At 46.0% G+C, this 17,671-nt stretch carries 19 protein-coding genes; 16 read left to right on the top strand and 3 right to left on the bottom strand.

The annotated features are described in order from the left end of the window. Window positions 1-118 precede the first annotated feature (118 nt). Window positions 119-328 (bottom strand): hypothetical protein, encoded by a 210-nt coding sequence (locus M2277_RS27190; protein ID WP_040680731.1) that lies wholly within the window; start codon window positions 326-328, stop codon window positions 119-121. A 155-nt stretch (window positions 329-483) separates the two neighbouring features. Beyond that, window positions 484-1,407, bottom strand: coding sequence for a cation diffusion facilitator family transporter (locus tag M2277_RS27185; protein ID WP_280756091.1), 924 nt, complete (start codon window positions 1,405-1,407; stop codon window positions 484-486). Between the two features lie 260 nt (window positions 1,408-1,667). On the opposite strand from M2277_RS27185, the gene M2277_RS27180 reads away from it, so the two are divergent. The 13 genes from M2277_RS27180 (at window position 1,668) to M2277_RS27120 (ending at window position 13,441) form a co-directional block, all read left to right on the top strand. Continuing rightward, entirely contained in the window at window positions 1,668-2,771 is a 1,104-nt protein-coding gene (locus tag M2277_RS27180) for a threonine aldolase family protein (RefSeq protein ID WP_280756090.1), read from the top strand. 32 nt (window positions 2,772-2,803) lie between these two features. Further along, a complete protein-coding gene (locus M2277_RS27175; RefSeq protein WP_006210774.1) occupies window positions 2,804-3,040 on the top strand; it encodes an N-acetyltransferase in 237 nt (78 codons plus the stop codon). 328 nt (window positions 3,041-3,368) lie between these two features. After that, window positions 3,369-4,883 carry a serine hydrolase gene (locus tag M2277_RS27170; protein WP_280756089.1) on the top strand — a complete coding sequence of 505 codons (1,515 nt, stop codon included), beginning with the start codon at window positions 3,369-3,371 and terminating at the stop codon, window positions 4,881-4,883. 168 nt (window positions 4,884-5,051) lie between these two features. After that, window positions 5,052-5,327 (top strand): CD3324 family protein, encoded by a 276-nt coding sequence (locus M2277_RS27165; protein WP_063479493.1) that lies wholly within the window; start codon window positions 5,052-5,054, stop codon window positions 5,325-5,327. 165 nt (window positions 5,328-5,492) lie between these two features. Beyond that, complete coding sequence (locus M2277_RS27160) at window positions 5,493-6,221, top strand: class I SAM-dependent methyltransferase (protein ID WP_280756088.1); 729 nt, start codon at window positions 5,493-5,495, stop codon at window positions 6,219-6,221. A 343-nt stretch (window positions 6,222-6,564) separates the two neighbouring features. Then, complete coding sequence (locus M2277_RS27155; protein WP_280756087.1) at window positions 6,565-7,119, top strand: GrpB family protein; 555 nt, start codon at window positions 6,565-6,567, stop codon at window positions 7,117-7,119. Between the two features lie 25 nt (window positions 7,120-7,144). Beyond that, window positions 7,145-7,657: a GNAT family N-acetyltransferase gene (locus M2277_RS27150; RefSeq protein ID WP_006210769.1), complete on the top strand. Its 513-nt coding sequence runs from the start codon at window positions 7,145-7,147 to the stop codon at window positions 7,655-7,657. A 57-nt stretch (window positions 7,658-7,714) separates the two neighbouring features. Beyond that, on the top strand, window positions 7,715-8,137 hold the full coding sequence (locus M2277_RS27145; protein WP_280756086.1) for a hypothetical protein: 423 nt from the start codon (window positions 7,715-7,717) through the stop codon (window positions 8,135-8,137). Window positions 8,138-8,246: 109 nt separating this feature from the next. Then, window positions 8,247-8,627, top strand: a complete 381-nt coding sequence (locus M2277_RS27140) for a VOC family protein (protein ID WP_006210767.1) — start codon at window positions 8,247-8,249, stop codon at window positions 8,625-8,627. A gap of 27 nt (window positions 8,628-8,654) precedes the next feature. After that, a complete protein-coding gene (locus M2277_RS27135; protein ID WP_280756085.1) occupies window positions 8,655-9,275 on the top strand; it encodes a histidine phosphatase family protein in 621 nt (206 codons plus the stop codon). Between the two features lie 178 nt (window positions 9,276-9,453). Further along, window positions 9,454-11,670 (top strand): stalk domain-containing protein, encoded by a 2,217-nt coding sequence (locus M2277_RS27130; RefSeq protein ID WP_280756084.1) that lies wholly within the window; start codon window positions 9,454-9,456, stop codon window positions 11,668-11,670. Window positions 11,671-11,903: 233 nt separating this feature from the next. Then, complete coding sequence (catA, locus tag M2277_RS27125) at window positions 11,904-12,554, top strand: type A chloramphenicol O-acetyltransferase (RefSeq protein WP_006210764.1); 651 nt, start codon at window positions 11,904-11,906, stop codon at window positions 12,552-12,554. A gap of 251 nt (window positions 12,555-12,805) precedes the next feature. Beyond that, window positions 12,806-13,441, top strand: a complete 636-nt coding sequence (locus tag M2277_RS27120; RefSeq protein WP_152825985.1) for a flavodoxin family protein — start codon at window positions 12,806-12,808, stop codon at window positions 13,439-13,441. A 62-nt stretch (window positions 13,442-13,503) separates the two neighbouring features. Here M2277_RS27120 and M2277_RS27115 read toward each other — a convergent pair whose 3' ends face one another. After that, window positions 13,504-15,336: a glycoside hydrolase family 30 beta sandwich domain-containing protein gene (locus M2277_RS27115; protein ID WP_280756083.1), complete on the bottom strand. Its 1,833-nt coding sequence runs from the start codon at window positions 15,334-15,336 to the stop codon at window positions 13,504-13,506. A 340-nt stretch (window positions 15,337-15,676) separates the two neighbouring features. On the opposite strand from M2277_RS27115, the gene M2277_RS27110 reads away from it, so the two are divergent. The 3 genes from M2277_RS27110 (at window position 15,677) to M2277_RS27100 (ending at window position 17,626) form a co-directional block, all read left to right on the top strand. Then, a complete protein-coding gene (locus M2277_RS27110) occupies window positions 15,677-16,912 on the top strand; it encodes an aminotransferase class I/II-fold pyridoxal phosphate-dependent enzyme (RefSeq protein ID WP_481857791.1) in 1,236 nt (411 codons plus the stop codon). 62 nt (window positions 16,913-16,974) lie between these two features. Beyond that, on the top strand, window positions 16,975-17,271 hold the full coding sequence (locus tag M2277_RS27105) for a DUF6597 domain-containing transcriptional factor (protein WP_063479499.1): 297 nt from the start codon (window positions 16,975-16,977) through the stop codon (window positions 17,269-17,271). A 10-nt stretch (window positions 17,272-17,281) separates the two neighbouring features. Next, complete coding sequence (locus tag M2277_RS27100; RefSeq protein ID WP_228029974.1) at window positions 17,282-17,626, top strand: helix-turn-helix transcriptional regulator; 345 nt, start codon at window positions 17,282-17,284, stop codon at window positions 17,624-17,626. The last annotated feature ends 45 nt before the right edge of the window (window positions 17,627-17,671 follow it).

Raw genomic sequence — 17,671 nt, 5'->3', positions numbered from 1 at the left:
CGCAAAAACACCTCCAAGGTTGTCTCCATATCTTACGACATGGTTGCATTCTCTTGAAGGTGTTTTAATTTGTCTCACGCTATGGGGTCAGTCCCCATCCTCGCTTGCTCTTTTTGATTTATAAAGATTTATGATGGCTTCTTCGTGATCTGCGTTTTCGAAAGAAGCCATAAAGCTTATCGAGAAGACGGACATTTTTGGCGGCGCGCTGGGATTTGCTTATTCCTGTCTCGTCATAAATAACGAATCTTCCCTGACGATCAAGTTCATCCAATCTTGTCTGTTGATACTCATGTAACTTCTCCAGCGTATATATATCGTTGTTCATGTGACCTCCCTGCAAGACATTCATAAATTCGCTTCATCCATGCGGAATGTCTTGATACTTTCATTATGGAGGTCCACCGAACTTGTAAAAAGGGTAAACATGAGCAGCAGATTTTCCCCTTTTAACGAACTACAGGGCTGCCGCAGGGAAGGGCTTTAGACTTTATTCTTCTTATGAACGATAGCGGTATTCTCAATCTGAATCGTGGCATGTTCGATGTGGAACTGGGTGTCCAGAAGGTCGATGGCTTGCTGTAAAACATCAAAGCTATCTATGTCATCTGCGATAACAACGTGGCAGCTCAAGGAGTCGAAATTGGACGTAATCGTCCAAATATGAAGATCGTGGATACCTGTAACCCCTGTAATGGATAACAATGACTTCGTTACGGCCTCTGGGTCTACGGATGCCGGTACCCCTTCCATTAAAATATGAACCGTATTCTGTATGATTCTCCAGGCACTTTTGAGTATTAATATCGATACCAGGATGGAAATTATGGGATCGGCAATATACCAGCCGAAAGCAATCATGACAATCCCGGCGACAATAGCACCCACAGAGCCAAGCGCATCCCCAATGACGTGAAGGTAAGCACTGCGGAGATTTACATTGTTCTTCACATCACCCGTTCGCATTAAGAACCAGGCACTGAGAAGGTTAGCTAGCAATCCGATAACCGCGATCAGCATCATGCTCCCGCTGGCAACAGTTGGAGGGTCATCGATACGCTGGATCGCCTCCCACACGATAAATCCGGCAATGACAAACAATGCGACACCATTTAAAAGAGCCGCCAAGATTTCAAAACGGTAAAATCCATAGGTTTTATTCGGTGATGAAGGCTTTGTGGCAAACCATAGAGCTACCAAACTGAGCAATAAAGCACTGGCATCACTTAACATATGGCCCGAATCCGATAACAGAGCCAGACTGTTGGTCAGCAATCCTCCGACAAACTCCAGAATCATGATGCCAACCGTGATGATCAAGGCAATGCGAAGTCCTTTCTTATTCCCTGACCGGGCATGATCATGATGGCTATGATCATGTCCGTGTTGATGGTTATGTTGATGCATAATCAAAAACTCCCCTTCCAAATGAATGATGTTAACATTTTGATTAAATGGTTGTAATACAAGCATGGATTAAATATGAGCATATGTTCATATTTAATGTTATTTCTTTAATTAGGAGTTGTCAAGTTTTTCCGGGAATTATTCAATTGAAATTAATTTAATTCTCACTTGTTTCGTTATCTAGTATGCTTAAGGGGCAGGCGATTCATCATCCGGTACGGCCATATCCACTCAATTGAACAGAAGGAGTGACTGACCTTATGAACGAACAACATAAATCTCTTGGCGAAGCTTATAATGAGACTACATATCCATTGATTGGGCATAGTCGCAGGAATGTCGAGGTGTTATTGGAGGCATTTCAGCCTGTGGACGGGTCTCAGGCGGGAGATATGTACGGCAATGGTGCCGTTATTGAAGATTTTCAGAAGTTTATGGCAGACGAATTAGGGAAGGAATCGGCCGTGTTTTTTCCAAGCGGAACGATGGCGCAGCAGATTGCCCTGCGGATATGGTGTGATGAAGCCGAACTGAAACGGGTAGCGTATCACCCGCTGTGCCATTTGGAGATTCACGAAGAGGATGGGCTTAAGGAGCTGCATCAGATTGAGACAATTCTCCTTGCTGGCGAGGATCGTTTGATCACACTCGAAGATGTTCAGAATCTGAATAGCGACATTGCTTGTTTGCTGCTTGAACTGCCGCAGCGTGAAATCGGAGGGCAGCTACCCTATTACGCGGAGCTTGAGGCCATTTCGGCCTATTGTCGATCTCAAGGCATAAAGCTGCATCTGGATGGGGCAAGATTGTTTGAAATTACGCCTTATTATCAGAGAACCGCTGCAGAGATCTGCTCGCTTTTTGATAGTGTATATGTGTCGTTCTACAAGGGCATCGGAGGGATTGCCGGAGCCATTCTGGCTGGCGACAATGATTTCCTGGCTAAGTCCAAAGTATGGAAGCGGCGTCATGGCGGTGATTTGGTCAGTCTGTACCCGTATATCATCAGCTCGGAGTACTATTATAAACAGAGAATAGAGAAGATGGGCCGTTATTATGAAGAGGCCAAAGAGCTGGCTGCGATGTTTAATCAGTGTCATGCCGTTGTCACTAAGCCTATAGTTCCGGTATCCAACATGTTCCATGTGTACTTTCAACTGGGCAAGAATCAGCTTGAGCCGATCCTGATGGATATTTACAATACGACCGGCATCGGATTTATCAGTTATCTTAAAGAGGCAAGTGAAGATCATTGCCAATCTGAGGTTCATATAGGGGAACGATACGGCAAGACGCCGAGGGAAGCCATTCAAGAAGCCTTCCGTGTGTTGAATGAGAAGCTGCTAGAGGCTGTGCAGCCATAAAAAGGACCTGTATGGAGAGGAGCTCATGAAAAATGATCGCCATCGGCAAAGCAGAAATCGGGGATTTACCTGCAATACTTGACCTACAGCACGATGCTTACATGAACGCTGTTGAGAACCATTATAGTGATGTTAACCGGGCAGAGCTGTTCACAGGTCACAAAAGCACGAAAAATCTCGCATTTTACGAAAGATTAGGTTATACCAAGTTTAAGGAAAAGGTTATGAATCATAACCTGACAGTGATCTATTTAGGTAAAGATATTTAATCAGCGTGTAAAACAAATGGATCGTGTTGTTGATCGTAGCCTGAGGATATAGATCCTTAGGCTTCTTTTTTGTCACGTATACAACTATACTTGTTTCAAGTTTTCCACATATCGATCCTGACTCGCGTATAGGGGACGAGGACCGGGTTCGTACATCCCAAACTCTTCTTGATCCCTCTCTTCTTAAATAGATAAGCGTCAGAGAATAGTGGTTACTTGTAACCGTACTACAAGGTATCCCGTGTGGGCACGTCGAATGTCCAAGATTACAAGTTGCACAAAATCATTGTGATCGAATGAACGAAGCGTGAAGGAGGGGGCCGATGATATGAGTGAGTTATTAACCGGTATGGAATCATTGAACGGGATCCATACCTATATCGAAGAGCAGATGAAGGCGTGGAAGGTTCCCGGATTATCTGTTGCGGTTGTGAAGAATCATGAGATCCTCATGATGGAGGGTTATGGTCATCGAAATATCGATCAGGGACTTCCTGTGACAAGTGAGACCATCTTTGCCATCGGTTCATCCACGAAAGCCTTTACTGCGCTCGCTGCTGGAATCCTGGCGGATGAAGGGAAACTGGATTTGGACAAGCCTGTAAAGGAGTATTTCCCTACCTTCAAAATGTTTGATGCTTTTGCAACGGAGAGAATCACCATCAGGGACATGTTGTGCCATCGTTCCGGTTTACCCAGACATGATCTGATGTGGTACAATTCCGCCCTGACGAGAGAAGAGATCATACATCGTCTGCAATATCTGGAGCCGAATGAGGATTTCAGGGCGAAGTGGCAGTATCAAAATATAATGTACATGGTAGCAGGATATCTTGTGGAATATGTAAGTGATTCTTCTTGGGAAGAGGTTGTGCAGAACCGGATATTTACACCGCTTGGTATGACCTCAAGTCAGTTCTCGGTGGATCAGACGCAGCTTCAGCATGATTTTGCAATGCCTTACATACTTCTCGAAGAACAAGCTAAACCAATACCATTCCGCAACATCGATACCATAGGTCCGGCGGGTTCAATTAATTCCAACATAAAGGACATGGCACACTGGGTAAAGTTTCAGATAAATCATGGGATCTATGATGACCAGCACATCGTGTCAAAAGAAATGCTGCAAGCTATACATTCGCCCCACATGGTATGTGACATGACGGAGATCAATCAGAATCAGACGAATATGGCGAGTTACGGTCTTGGCTGGGCAATCGAGCCATATCGCGGTTCACGCATGGTATATCATGGAGGTAATATTGATGGGTTCACTGCTCATGTCGCCTTTATTCCGGCGGAGCAAATAGGTATCGTTGTTTTATCGAATCTCAATGGCACCCCCCTTCCCGTGCTGATTGCCAATCATATTTTTGACCGTATGCTGGGTGGAGAGGTAGAGGATTGGAGTGCGCAAGCGCTGGAAAAAATGAAAGCATCCGAGGTGGAAATTAAGCCGACAGCAGAGGGTGAGACACTTCCGGACGTGAAAGCACTCGTCATTCCATTAACGCTCTCATTACTGCATTTTACGGGAGCCTATGAACACCCGGGATACGGCAAAATGGTTGTTGAGCTGGATGAGGGAGAGCTTCGGGCAACCTTCAATTCCATGCAGTTCCCCCTCACACACGTTAGCGACCTTCAGTTTGAACTTTATATTGCCGTGTTTAACATTAAAACGTCCGTGACCTTTCAACTGGGTTCAAACGGGCATGTTTGCCAATTTTCTACCATGTTGTTATTTGAACCTGGCACGAAGGAAATTGAATTTGTTAGAATAGAAAATAATAATGAACGATCCCATTCTTTTCAGCGAGGTGAAATGCATGGCTCATAGTAGAAGCACAACCGTTCAAACCGTTAAATCAGGCTCCGAGCAAAGCAGCACGGAGATAAGCGAACAAAGATTTGTTCGGAGCCTACTTCTATACCCATAGCGGCTTATATTTCATGTGAGTGCTTTGCTCGCTATTTACACGATTCTATGTAGATAGGAGCAGGGAGAATGAAATACGAGAAAGCACTAGATATTTTGCCTGAACACATAGTCAAAACCATTCAACATTATATTGATGGAAGTTATATTTATATTCCGAGAAAGTCGGAGAATCGGAAGTCCTGGGGAGAGCAAACCGGGATAAAGAAGGATCTGGATATTCGGAATCAGATGATTCTGGAGAGCTATGTGAAGGGTGATTCCATTCAAGCCCTATCCGAGCGATATTATTTAACGGAGCCATCCATCCGTAGAATTATTCGGAGTGAGAAAATGAAACTCTAGAATTAAAGCGACATTCGATGATACCCACGCGGATTCATCAGATGTCGCTTTATGTCTTCTTTCGCGCGATCCTGATTCATTCAGAATTAAACATGAACTTGAGTTGTCAGCCTAAAGAAGCTAAGTTTAGATCAGGTATAACTAAGAAGGGAGGGCTTCATGTTTATGACTCAAAACATATATGATAATGATGAATTCTTTAAAGGGTATAGTCAACTTAGCCGATCTGTCCACGGACTGGATGGTGCTCCTGAATGGTCGAGCCTGCGATCCATGCTGCCGGATCTAACCGGAGCTCATGTGCTGGATTTAGGCTGCGGGTTCGGATGGTTCAGCCGCTGGGCCAGACAACACGGTGCCACTAAGGTGTTAGGGGTCGATGTATCCGAGAACATGCTGACGCGGGGAAGGGCCGAAACGCAGGATTCTCATATTACTTATATTCGAGCCGATATGGAGGTCCTGGAATTAGAGCCGGAGTCGTATGACTTGGTCTACAGCTCCCTGGCTTTTCATTATATTAAGAACTTGTCGGGTCTGATGGGGGAAGTGTACTCATCACTCAAACCTGGGGCAAGCTTGGTGTGCTCTGTTGAGCATCCGATATACACCGCATCGATCCGTCCTGAATGGATCCAGCATCCAAATGGATACAACACATGGCCTGTTGATAACTACCAATATGAGGGGATGCGTACGACGAACTGGTTAGCCGATGGCGTTGTTAAGCAGCACCGGACGATGGGAACCTACTTGAATATGATGATAGGGCTGGGTTTCACGATTACCCATGTAGAAGACTGGGGGCCGTCCGATGAACAGATCATGTCCCATCCGGAATGGGGAGAGGAATGCCATCGCCCCATGTTTCTATTGATATCGGCAAGAAAATAGGGGCTAGGCGGGACATTGTTCCAGTATACGGGGAACGCGGTATAGGATCTGGTATGGTACAGGAGGAAATGGCGTCTAAGACGAGTGTCTTGGCCGCTTTTTATATGGAACCGTGCTTTATACTGTCAGAGAAATGGTGACAAAATTATAAATATTGTTTCTTAATGATTTACCAACATCAGGAAAACTATTAAAATAGAGGTTAACGGCATTTGCAAGAGGCTTTGCATGGGCTAGAGCATCAAGATGCGGAAGCGATTGAGGCTGAAATACGGTCTTACAGGTAAATCATCATAGACCTGTTCGTTACACATTACACAATTACTGGAGGCATCTCGTACATATGAGTCCAAAACCCGTAATCATCGAAGAGTACAATCCGGAATGGCCAAAAAAGTTTCTTGAGATCAAAACCATACTTGAGCATACGCTTGGTAACGATGTATTGAGAATCGAGCATGTAGGGAGCACCTCCATCCCGGGGCTGGCTGCAAAACCTGTTCTGGATATCGATGTAGTGATCGATTCTATGAAATCGCTTCCTACAGTTATAGCGAAACTCGAAACCCTAGGTTATTATCATCAGGGGAATTTAGGCGTCGAGGGCCGAGAGGCTTTTGGGAGAAAGGATGATTATGTCCCCTACAGCGATGGGCTTGAATTGAAACTTGCTCAACATGTATATGTCTGCGATCAAGAAAGCCGTGAATTGCATAGGCATATTGTTTTTCGGGATGCCCTCCTTCATCATCCTGAATGGGTTGTGGAATACGCCATTTTGAAGAAAGAGTTGTCCACCGTCTTTCGGCATGATCGCGAGGGCTATACGGTAGGAAAATCAGATTTTGTAAACCGAGTATTGGAGTTATCCGGAGGACAAGGAAGCCTCCTCCCATAAAATACATATCAGTGAGGTACATCGTATGGAAATTATATTGAAAGTATTAGATAGCACGGAGCTTAAATGCACCTGGAAAGAAGGATTCCAGCAGCAAAATATACACCGTTCGGAAGAGTATTATAATCTGTGTGAATTTGAAAACCAGATTGGCATTCGAGTCACCATGTTAGCTTTTGTTAATGACAAGTTGGCCGGAGTTGCCCACTTGAAATATGAATCGGACTATCCGTACTTTCGAGATCAGAACATTCCGGAGATCAATGATCTGAACGTATTTCCTGAGTACCGAAGGAACGGTGTAGCGAACAGGATCATTGAACAATTCGAAACCATCGTGAGTAAAAAGCTGCCGCGTATCGGAATTGGTGTGGGCTTGTACAAGGACTATGGTCCAGCACAAAGAATCTATGCCCGGCGCGGTTACATTCCCGACGGAAACGGCATTATGTACAACCTTGTGCCTGTTGTTCCCGGCGAAATGGTATGCGCAGATGATGATCTGAATTTATATCTAATTAAGGAGTTAGGGAAATAAATCATTTTCCACTGGGGATAAATTCTTCAATTCTTATGATTGCCGGGAGTTGGGTACATGAGATTCTTCATTCGATTAAATGTTTCGAGTTTTCTGTATGCAATGTTCCCTTTCGCAGTCATTGAACTGATGGCCAATGTTTACCGAATCAGTCGAGTAACAGGTTGGGAGTTAAGTCATGTGAACAAGCTAATCCTGGCCTTCTGCGTGGCTGGCATCACCGTATCCAACATTGCGTTTCCGAAGCTGATCAGGCATTGGCTGGATGGCCGTAAAGCAAGTTATTTTTCCCTTATCCTGTGGTTTCCCTATTTCGTGATACTGGTCAGTATTCTCGTTTCATGGCTGCCGATCACCGAACCAGCAGATCAACCTAACCCTGTGACAGGACTTATTGCCATGGCTGCATTGGCCTTGTACCCATTCTACTTGGGTATCCTTCATCTGTTTGGTACTACAGCAAAAAACATGGATAGATGAAAAGAAGCAAACATTAAAGATGTCCAACTGATCATGGCTAAGTGACCGGGAATTTTAAGCGAGAAAACGAGAAAGACAAATAATTGATAACAAGACAGGAGATAGGATCATGGATAGAGGTTTTACGCACTGCTTGCAAATCTTTCCGACGGCTGATTTTCAAAAAACAATCGAGTTCTATGAGCGGATTGGGTTTCGTGCGGTTGCCTATCTGGATTCAGGAGAACCGCATGTGTGTCTCTATCAGGATTCCATAGAGATCGTGTTAACCAAGTCGGAGATTGAAGTCGTGCCGAATCGGATTCGTTATGGCTACGGATATGATGCGTATTTTATTACTTGTAATCAGTACGAAATTCAGGAAGATTTAATGAACCTGGATGTGAAGATTGTCAGACCATTGTCCACGACGGATTATAACAACCATGAGTTTGTGTTTGAGGATGTGGATGGGCGCTGGATTGCCGTTGGCAAGAAACAACAAACCTGAGTGCGGATGTTAAACGGAGGCTTACACATGGTTGAGATTATGGTTGTACGACACGGACAATCGGAAGCGGATATTTTGAATCGGTGTGAAGGACGGGCTGACTTTTCTCTTACCGATCTCGGGTTGCAGCAAGCACAGCTTCTGGCCGAGTGGATTCAGCGTAATTACGCCTTGGATGCGATTTTTTGCAGCACCTTGATTCGGGCCAAGCAAACCGCGGCAGCTATTGCTGAATTGACGCAAGTGCCTGTAACCTATGACAATGATCTCATGGAGCAGAATAATGGCGTCATCGGTGGGATGTTGAGAGATGAAGCATTAATGAAGTATCCGATACCGGCCGGGGGAAGAAAGCGGCATGATGCCATTGAGGGCGGAGAATCTGAAGTACAGTTCAGAGCAAGGGCGGAACACTTCATATCCAAGCTGTTTACGACAATGGATAGCAAGCCTGAGTTACAAAGAGTCTGTATTGTTTCCCATGGTGGCATGAACTCGATGTTATTTCGAGCTTTCTTGAATCTTCCCTATCATTCCGAGATATTCATTCCTACTGGCGATACGGGCGTCCATCTATGGCAATATGAACCGAGTGGGAAAAAGGTCATAATGGCAACGAATTGGCAAGAGCATTTGGCTGCGACCTGATAGGTTCAGTCTCTCCCGTAACGGTCACATTGGTGTTACGGGTTTTTTACTAAGTTTGTGACACAGTTCTACATCATCTTAAATATTATTAACGGATCAGAGAAACTTTTTTACCAAAATTTACGTCTAATAGTATGACCTCATTAAATATCAAAAAAGGATTAGAAGGAGTTATGGAATGAAACTGAAGAAACGATCATTGCTTACCGTACTGGCTGTTGCCCAATTAGCTGCAGCTTATCCGGCGAGCGCGGATGCAAATGCCGCAGACAAGACACAGCCACCAGTCACCCAAGAAGTGTATGAGCAAAACACCGCGGCATCTAACGCAGTGAAATCCGGGGCCAACGATACGACTCAAGAGACACCTGAAACAACAGAGACAGAAGGGGCTCAAGAGACGAATAACACAGGAACAACGGACGTGCCTGTCACTGAGGAAACCGGTGAAGTTAAAGACCCAGCCACGGCAACGGAAGTGCAAGGCAACCAGAACAACAGCAATAGCCAGCAAGTCGCAAGCGGAAAAGAACTTATTCTTTTTTTTAACAGCACAAAAATGATTCAAGACGGCGTCACCTACAATGCACCACAACCCATGCAAGTCAAAAAGGGAGTATCCTATGTTCCCATTCGTGCTCTTGTGGACCGCGTAGGCTTCAAGGTCACTTACGATAAGAAGACCAAGGAAACGGTTATCACAAAAGGAACTAACGAGCTTCGTTTTAAGACTGACAGCAGCAAGTATACCGTAAACGGTGTATCCAAGGATATGAAAGGGACTTCCTATCAGACCAACAGCACGTTCATGGTTCCACTGACAGCGATTACGCAGGCGCTGGAAATCCCGTATAAAGTGGATAACGTAGGTAAACGTGTCATCATGAGTTTGGTTAGCAAGCCGGTCGCCAAATTTACGGTAGGGCCTAAAGAGATTTTCGCAGGAGAAACTACAGTTACCTACACACCGCAAGTTGAGAATGTGCAAGGCGAGATTATCAACGAGCGTTGGGAAGGCAATCAGGATATCTTCGATGCACCAGGTCAATACATAGTCACGTACTCTGTTCAGGATTCTACCGGAACGTGGAGTGATCCTTACAGTCAAACGATCACGGTCATTCAGCCTAATCTTCCACCTGTGGCAATGTTCGAAACTGACAAGTCGGAATATAAAATGGGTGAGCTGATCACGTATACGGACAAGAGCTCGGATGATCAAGACAAGACCGAGGATCTGACGTATAAGTGGGAGAACAAGGGTTATGCCTTCTTTACACCCGGCGTTCATACCATTAAGTTGACCGTTACCGATAAGAAGGGACTTAGCTCCAGTTATGAATCGACGGTTTATGTAACCAATGAAACACTGTATACAGAAGAAGATTTTAATATGCTCTTCATTCCGGAAGGGGAGAAATTCTCGTTCCTTGGCAACGTGACGTCCCGTCCGAAAATCAATTATGATTTTAACGATGAGCCCAGCACGCTGATCCGCAGCAACAGCCCTGAAACGGTAAATTCAGAAGGTATCGTTTATCGTGAGACAGCGGTTGGAGACATGCGCTTCATGATTCACCATGTGAACAATCTGAACAAGAATGTCAAAATGTACGTAATTGCAACGAACAAGAACAGTACACCTGTGACATTGAGACAAGATTACCTGGGATTTGCTGGGCCATCCCCGATTGCAACGGCTGCAGGCAAAAAATCCGTGCAATACTATTTCCAATCCATGCAGGATGGATCGAAGAGAACATCGGTTACGCTTGCTCCAGGTGAACAGAAGCTGGTTATGACAGAGCTGAGCGAGATCCGAATGAAACAGGGACATGTTATTTCCCTTTACTCGGATATGTACAGCGACCAGCCGATTCAATTCGATGTCGTTATGATCGATGAGAAGTCCGATCCATTGAAGGTGCTGGGAACACTGCCGATCCTGGACCGCGATGGGGTGCATAACCGCGGAACTTACCCGGATTCAACACGCATCATCCGTTATTCCGAGCTCGTTGGTGCGGAATCCCAGCGTCTCGTTCTGGGAGATAACCAGGATGACCCTAACTTGCAGGGAATGGATCCTATGGTCGGAGATATCACGCACAATACAGGCAACTTCGGCGTCTTGTACAAAATCACGCTGGATCGCGTGGCTCCAAATACACTGATCTCCTTTAACCCTAGGGGCGGTAAATACTCTGGCTATGCGATGATGAATGGTACGATTGTACCAATCTATTCCCTCGGACAGGTATCTCCTGGCGAGCAAGCGGTTCTGTATCGCACAGGTGATTACGAGCAAAAGGTTGAAATTATGCTTACAGCAGCGCCGGGAAGTAACCTGCCCGTCAATCTGCTGTTTACCCAGATGCCAGACACGGTTCATTAATACACCATACGGAAGACTTCATCACTTCAGTTTGTACCTGGTTCAAGACCGGGTCACAGGTTGAAGAGTGATGAGGTCTTTTTTTTATTGGAAAATGAAGAGATGAATGATAAAGTGTTGGGTATAGACTCCGTCGGGTTGACGGACCATACTGGAGTGATGAATGGTGGTCAAATCAGTGGATGTACCCTCCTAAAATGAAATGATTTATATTTTTAGGAGGGATAAGACCGATGAATTTTAATGTGATTGATATTAAGCAGTGGCCCAGAAAACCGTATTTCGAGCATTATACGTCCGTTCATGAATGCACGTACAGCATGACTTTAAACGTTGATGTATCTTTGCTGCTTCAGTCGTTGAGGACTAGGGGATTAAAGTTCTATCCTGCTTTTATTTACATGGTAACTAGAGTGGTCAACGAGCGGGTAGAGTTCAGAACTTCATATCATCCCAAACCGTTGTTAGGTTACTGGGATTCCATGACACCGAGCTACACCTATTTTCATCACGATGACCAGACCTTCTCCTGCGTATGGACTGAGTTTTCTGATGATTTCTCTCGGTTTCATAATCGATATGAGCAGGATATGGAACGCTATCGTGACGTGAAGGGAATCTTCGTTAAAGAAAATCCCCCTCCGAATACATTTTTCATATCGATGATACCCTGGGCAAGCTTTAGCGGTTTCAATCTGAATATGACGAACGGGAACACCGATTTTCGGCCGATCATTACCGGGGGCAAATTTGCCGAGCAAGGCGGTCGCATGTTGTTACCCATCGCATTGCAGGTACATCATGCCGTGTGCGATGGATATCATGCAAGTTTGTTCTTCCAAGATCTGCAGACCTTAGCTGATTCGTGCAACGAATGGCTATGATAAAGTAATTGTACATTTACTATTCGATAAACGACTGCTCACGCAGTCGTTTTTTGTGTTTTACAGAGGGGAGCATCGGTTATAAATAAGATTTCAAGTCGACATGGTCATCAAAATGAATGATATCGTCATGAATACAAACGATTTTACAACGATTCCCAATGACCTTATGCTAAAAGATAGAATTAGACCACGCGCATGAAGGGATGGGATCGGATGATGCTTGAGAACCAGAACTTGAGAACCAGAACATGAACCAGAAATTGTTAGTGCTTGTTGGAAGCCCGAGACGAGACGGGAACTCTGCCGCGCTGGCTGCCGTAGTTAAGCGAGGGGCCGAGAAGAAGGGCACGCAGGTGGCTTTGCATTTTGTAGATGACTTCATCTCTAGTTTTCTTCATGACTGCCGGATTTGCCGGCTCCCAAGTGGAGAATGCTCGATACAGGATAACTATGAATCCTTAATCATGGGAGAGTTTGTCCCGGCGGATGGCGTAGTATTCTGTTCCCCAATCTATTGGTATGGCTTATCTGCCCAGATGAAAGCATTCTTCGATCGCTTGTTCTGTTATTACGCGGCCTCGTACAAAAATTCGTCTGTGATATCGGAAGGAATGTCTAACAAACGAATTGGTTTGACGCTTGCATCGGAGGAAACCTATCCGGGTGCGGCCTTAGGCATTATTCATCAGATACAGGAATACGCTCGTTATACTCATTCTGAATTCGTTGGGGCAGTTCGTGGAGTAGGTAACAGCCGTGGTGAGGTAGCACTGGATATCCAATCGCCGCTGATGGCTGCTGAACAGTTGGGGTACGATATTTTTGAACGGAAATATTCGGACTATCAGAAGGATTCTGTTCGAAGCACTAAGGTCTGGTCTTGATCGCAACAAGAAAAAAAGCGTACACCCCTTGTGAGGCGGTGTACGCTTTTTTGGATCATACATTAATGAACACTGATCTGGAAGGTTTCCCATCCCGATGCGGTGCTCCGATTGGCAATGAGGGGAGAAGCCCCGGCATTATCCGCGCTGACAAATTGGCTATTCGCAGCAGCTCGCAAGGTAACGCCGCCGCTAACGCTGGCAACCTGGAACGTTTCCCATGTCCCGATGGAGCCGCTTCGAGCGATTAATGGCGAGGCCCCCGCGTTCTCTGCAGCAACAAACCGTCCGTTGGCCATGGATTTAAACGCATAATTTCCGATGCCCAGATTGATTCGTTCAAAGGATTCCCACGCACCGCCCACAGCATCGCGATTGGCGATCAAGGGACTGTTGCCCCCGTCCTCAGCAGCGACGAATTTGCCGTTAGCCGATGCTTTTAACGATATCACGTCCCGGGTTGTCTCCCCGTACCACTTGAATGTCAGAGCAGAACCAGCGGGAATGGTGTAGGTGAATGATTGATTGCCCCAGCGGGCCTTGAAGGTCTGGTTCTGATTCTCGGAGTTCGCGACTACGAGCACTTTGGACCCGTCCGGATTTTGAAAAGCGACATTATCCAGGCTGTTAGCATACGTATTGGTATCCACTCTGTATGCTCCAGGTACGACAAATTTGCTTAAGTGTCCCATCGCATAATATTGATTGTTATAAGTGACTTGATCTTGCGCATCCGAACGAATTCGCAGCATACCATAGTTAATGCTGTTGGAGAGCAGGGAAGGGCCGTTATTCTGATCCAGCGCAATGTTCCACAAAATGTACGATTTGGACCAGTTCCGGGTAACGTTAATCATCTCCCGGATCTGGTTCTTAAAGCCGTCATTCCATGAGCCGAAGCCTCCCTCGGTAAACCAGATATCCTTGTTCGGATGCAGGTTATGAAGCGTCGTCATGGCAGTGACATCCCCGCCGTAATGGTGGAAAGCGCTGCCGGCAATATAAGAGGCGGCGGCCGCGTTATTCAAGACGTCCCGCGGATACGCATATTGATCATAGTTATGGTCATAAGCGATGATTTTGGTCTGTAAACCGCTGCCGCGAAGGGCAGGCCCCAGATGATCGCGGATGAATTTGGTTTGATCATCCACCGACATATACATGGTCGGATATTCGTTCGAACCGTTAAACAACGGTTCATTCTGAGGCGTTATGGCATAAATCGGAATGCCCTCCGACTGGTAGCTTTGAATGAATCTACGAAGGTACTGTGCGTATACCTCGTAAGAATCATGGTTCAGATAGCCGCCTATCATGGAACCGGTGGATTTCATCCAGCCCGGCGCACTCCAAGGAGAAGCCATCACCTTAATCTGTGGGTTTTTCGTCAGGGCTGCTTTGACCATGGGAATGATGTAAGGTTTGTCGCGGTTAATGCTGAAATTGTTCAGGTTCCAGTCCCAGGCTGTATCTGCATAGCTGTACATTTCCCAGTTGAAATCCGAAGCGCCAATCGTTTGGCGCAGCATGCTGAGTCCGATGCCGCTTTGACCGAATAATCGCTCCATGACCTCGGCACGTTTCGAATCCGACAGCTGATGGCTGATTAGCCATGCGGATGAGTCGGTCATGGAGGCACCGAAACCATCCATTTGCTGATATTTCAAAAAGTCATTCACATCAATGGTTCGCTGATTACCGAGACTGTCCTGCTGGAAGACGATATCGCCCTGCCTTTGCAAAGCAGTGCTAAGATTATCGCGAGTCATCCAGACCTCAACCGATGGTCCCGCCGCCTTAATCGGCAGAGAACTCAGGGCCGAGCCGCTCCATATTACGGACAGCATGGATAGAAAGAGCAGCGGCTTTTTCATATTCAACTTGAACTTTAACATGACCAAACCCCCTTCAATTCATTTGGATTAAGCGTTTGCAAAAGTACAATTCCTCCTTTCTTTGGATTAGTTTACCATCGAATTAAAACGTTTTTAGTGTATCATTTTTTCGAAAAGGTATTTGTTTTTACGATGATGTATGGTCTGGGCTATGCTGGATTCCATTATGAAGCTTTAACTCCAGATGTTTTATGCCTATCAATGTTCTTGATTCAGCCTATGACAACGTGACGTTACGGCAAATACACCTACAGCAAACGCGACTGCAGCTCCAGGCAGGTATTCGAGACTGATGGGGTTCATGCTATAATATGAGGAAAAAACGGAGTAGGTGGAAACCTTGAGTAAACATACATCGGAGCGATCATGGCGTGCGGACAAACTCTCACAGCTGGGTTCTTCCATATTCTCAGAGGTTAGCGAGTGGAGGCTGGAGGCGCTTCAGTCAGGACGACATATTATCGATTTGAGCATTGGCAGCCCTGATCTTGGTCCTTCAGTTGAAATTCGTGAGTCGCTGAGCCAGGAGGCGCTGAAAGAAGAGAACTATACATATCCGGGTACAAGAGGAAGCGCGGAGTTCCGCGGACAATCAGCAGCATGGATGAAGCACCGATTTGGCGTGGAAGTCGATTCAGAGACCGAACTTCTGTCTTTAATGGGTTCTCAGGATGGATTATCGCACCTGGCTCAAGCTGTATGTAATCCTGGAGATATTGCGATTGTGCCGAATCCGGGATATCCGATCTATTCGGGAGCCCTTGCGATTGCGGGTGTAACTCCTTGGTATCTTCCGTTGAAGGAAGAGAACGAATTTATGCCCGATCTGGATGACATCCCCGAGGAGATTTGGACAAAAGCGACTTTTATTTTGTTGAATTTTCCGGGGAATCCGATAGCGGTGCGGGCGGATCTGGCTTTTTTTGCAAAATTGGTGGGCTTGGCGAAAAAATGGAACGTGCTCGTGGTGCATGATCTTGCTTATTCTGAAATGGGCTTTGACGGTTACCGTCCTGTTAGCGTTCTCCAGGTTCCAGGCGCCCGGGAGATTGCGGTTGAATTCCATTCCTTCTCAAAAAGCTTTAACATGGCCGGCTGCCGCATCGGATTCGTTGCGGGGAACGCAGATGCGGTTGGAGCACTCCGGGAGTTAAAAAGCAACATTGATTTTGGCATATTCAAGCCGATTCAGGCCGCAGCTATTTATGCGTTGGAACAGGCAATGGCATATAGCGAAGAGGAGGATGGCGTGGCATCATTGTATCAGCAGCGCCGCGACATCCTGGTAGCCTCACTGGCCGAAGCAGGATGGAACGTACCGAAGCCGGAAGCCACGATGTTTCTATGGGCTCGGCTCCCAGAGGGGTTCCGCAATTCATCGGCGCCATGGAGCTCACGCCGTTTCGCCCGCGAGCTGCTGCTTGCAACCGGGGTAGCGGTTATCCCGGGAGATGCCTTTGGCAGCGAAGGCGAGGGTTATGTGCGGATAGCACTTGTCCAGGAAGAGGCAGCCCTGCAGGAAGCAGCACAGCGGATCGGGAAGTTTATTAGGGAGCATGCGAGTCCGTCCACGTAAAGGACCTAGAGTAAAAAGTCATACGGGTTAATTAGCTAATCTATTGATTAAAGGGTGAGCACATGCGGAACTATGTCCCTGTACAAGCACCGACGCTGGAGAATCGATCTGCTGATTCTTCTTATACCTATCAGGAATACCTGCCAAGCTGGCCATTGACTCCTTATGTGGCCTGTTATTGGACAATGCATTATGAAGTTTTACCGTTTCAACATCATCGTCTTCATCGTATTCTTCCGGATGGTTGCGTAGATATTATATTTAATCTGAAGTCGCTGGAAGCCTCAACCTCTGGATTTATTGCCGGTCTGATGTCCGGTTATGAAGCTATAATACTTACGCAGGATCGAACTGATTGAAACGTTTTTATTGAACGTCATCAGACTGAATCATGTCCGTTCCGAGCCGCTGCTGAAGCATGGCATGCAGTATTTGTACGCGGCAAGAGGAAGAATGACGATTCATGACTTGGCCGACAAGCTTAATTATAGCGAGAGAAACATACGAAGAACGTTCCAGAAGGAACTGGGAGTCAGTCCGAAGGAAATGACGGATATTATTCGATTTCAAAATTTGCTGCAGGAGATGCGCCGGACCAAACCCACCCGGTTTCCCGAAATCGCTGCACAATACGGCTACTATGATCAGCCTCATTTTATTAACAGCTTCAAGCGTTTATACGGCATGTCACCAAAACAGGCATTTATGCCCTAAGGGATAGAAATGAAGGTGTGAAAGCTTCAAGGATGTCCGTTTTTT

Origin of the sequence: Paenibacillus sp. LBL, assembly GCF_029893715.1 — a bacterium.
GTDB classification, from domain to species: Bacteria; Bacillota; Bacilli; order Paenibacillales; family Paenibacillaceae; genus Paenibacillus_AQ; species Paenibacillus_AQ glucanolyticus.
Note: the sequence above shows the minus strand (reverse complement) of the source record. Positions and strands in the feature narration are given on the sequence as shown.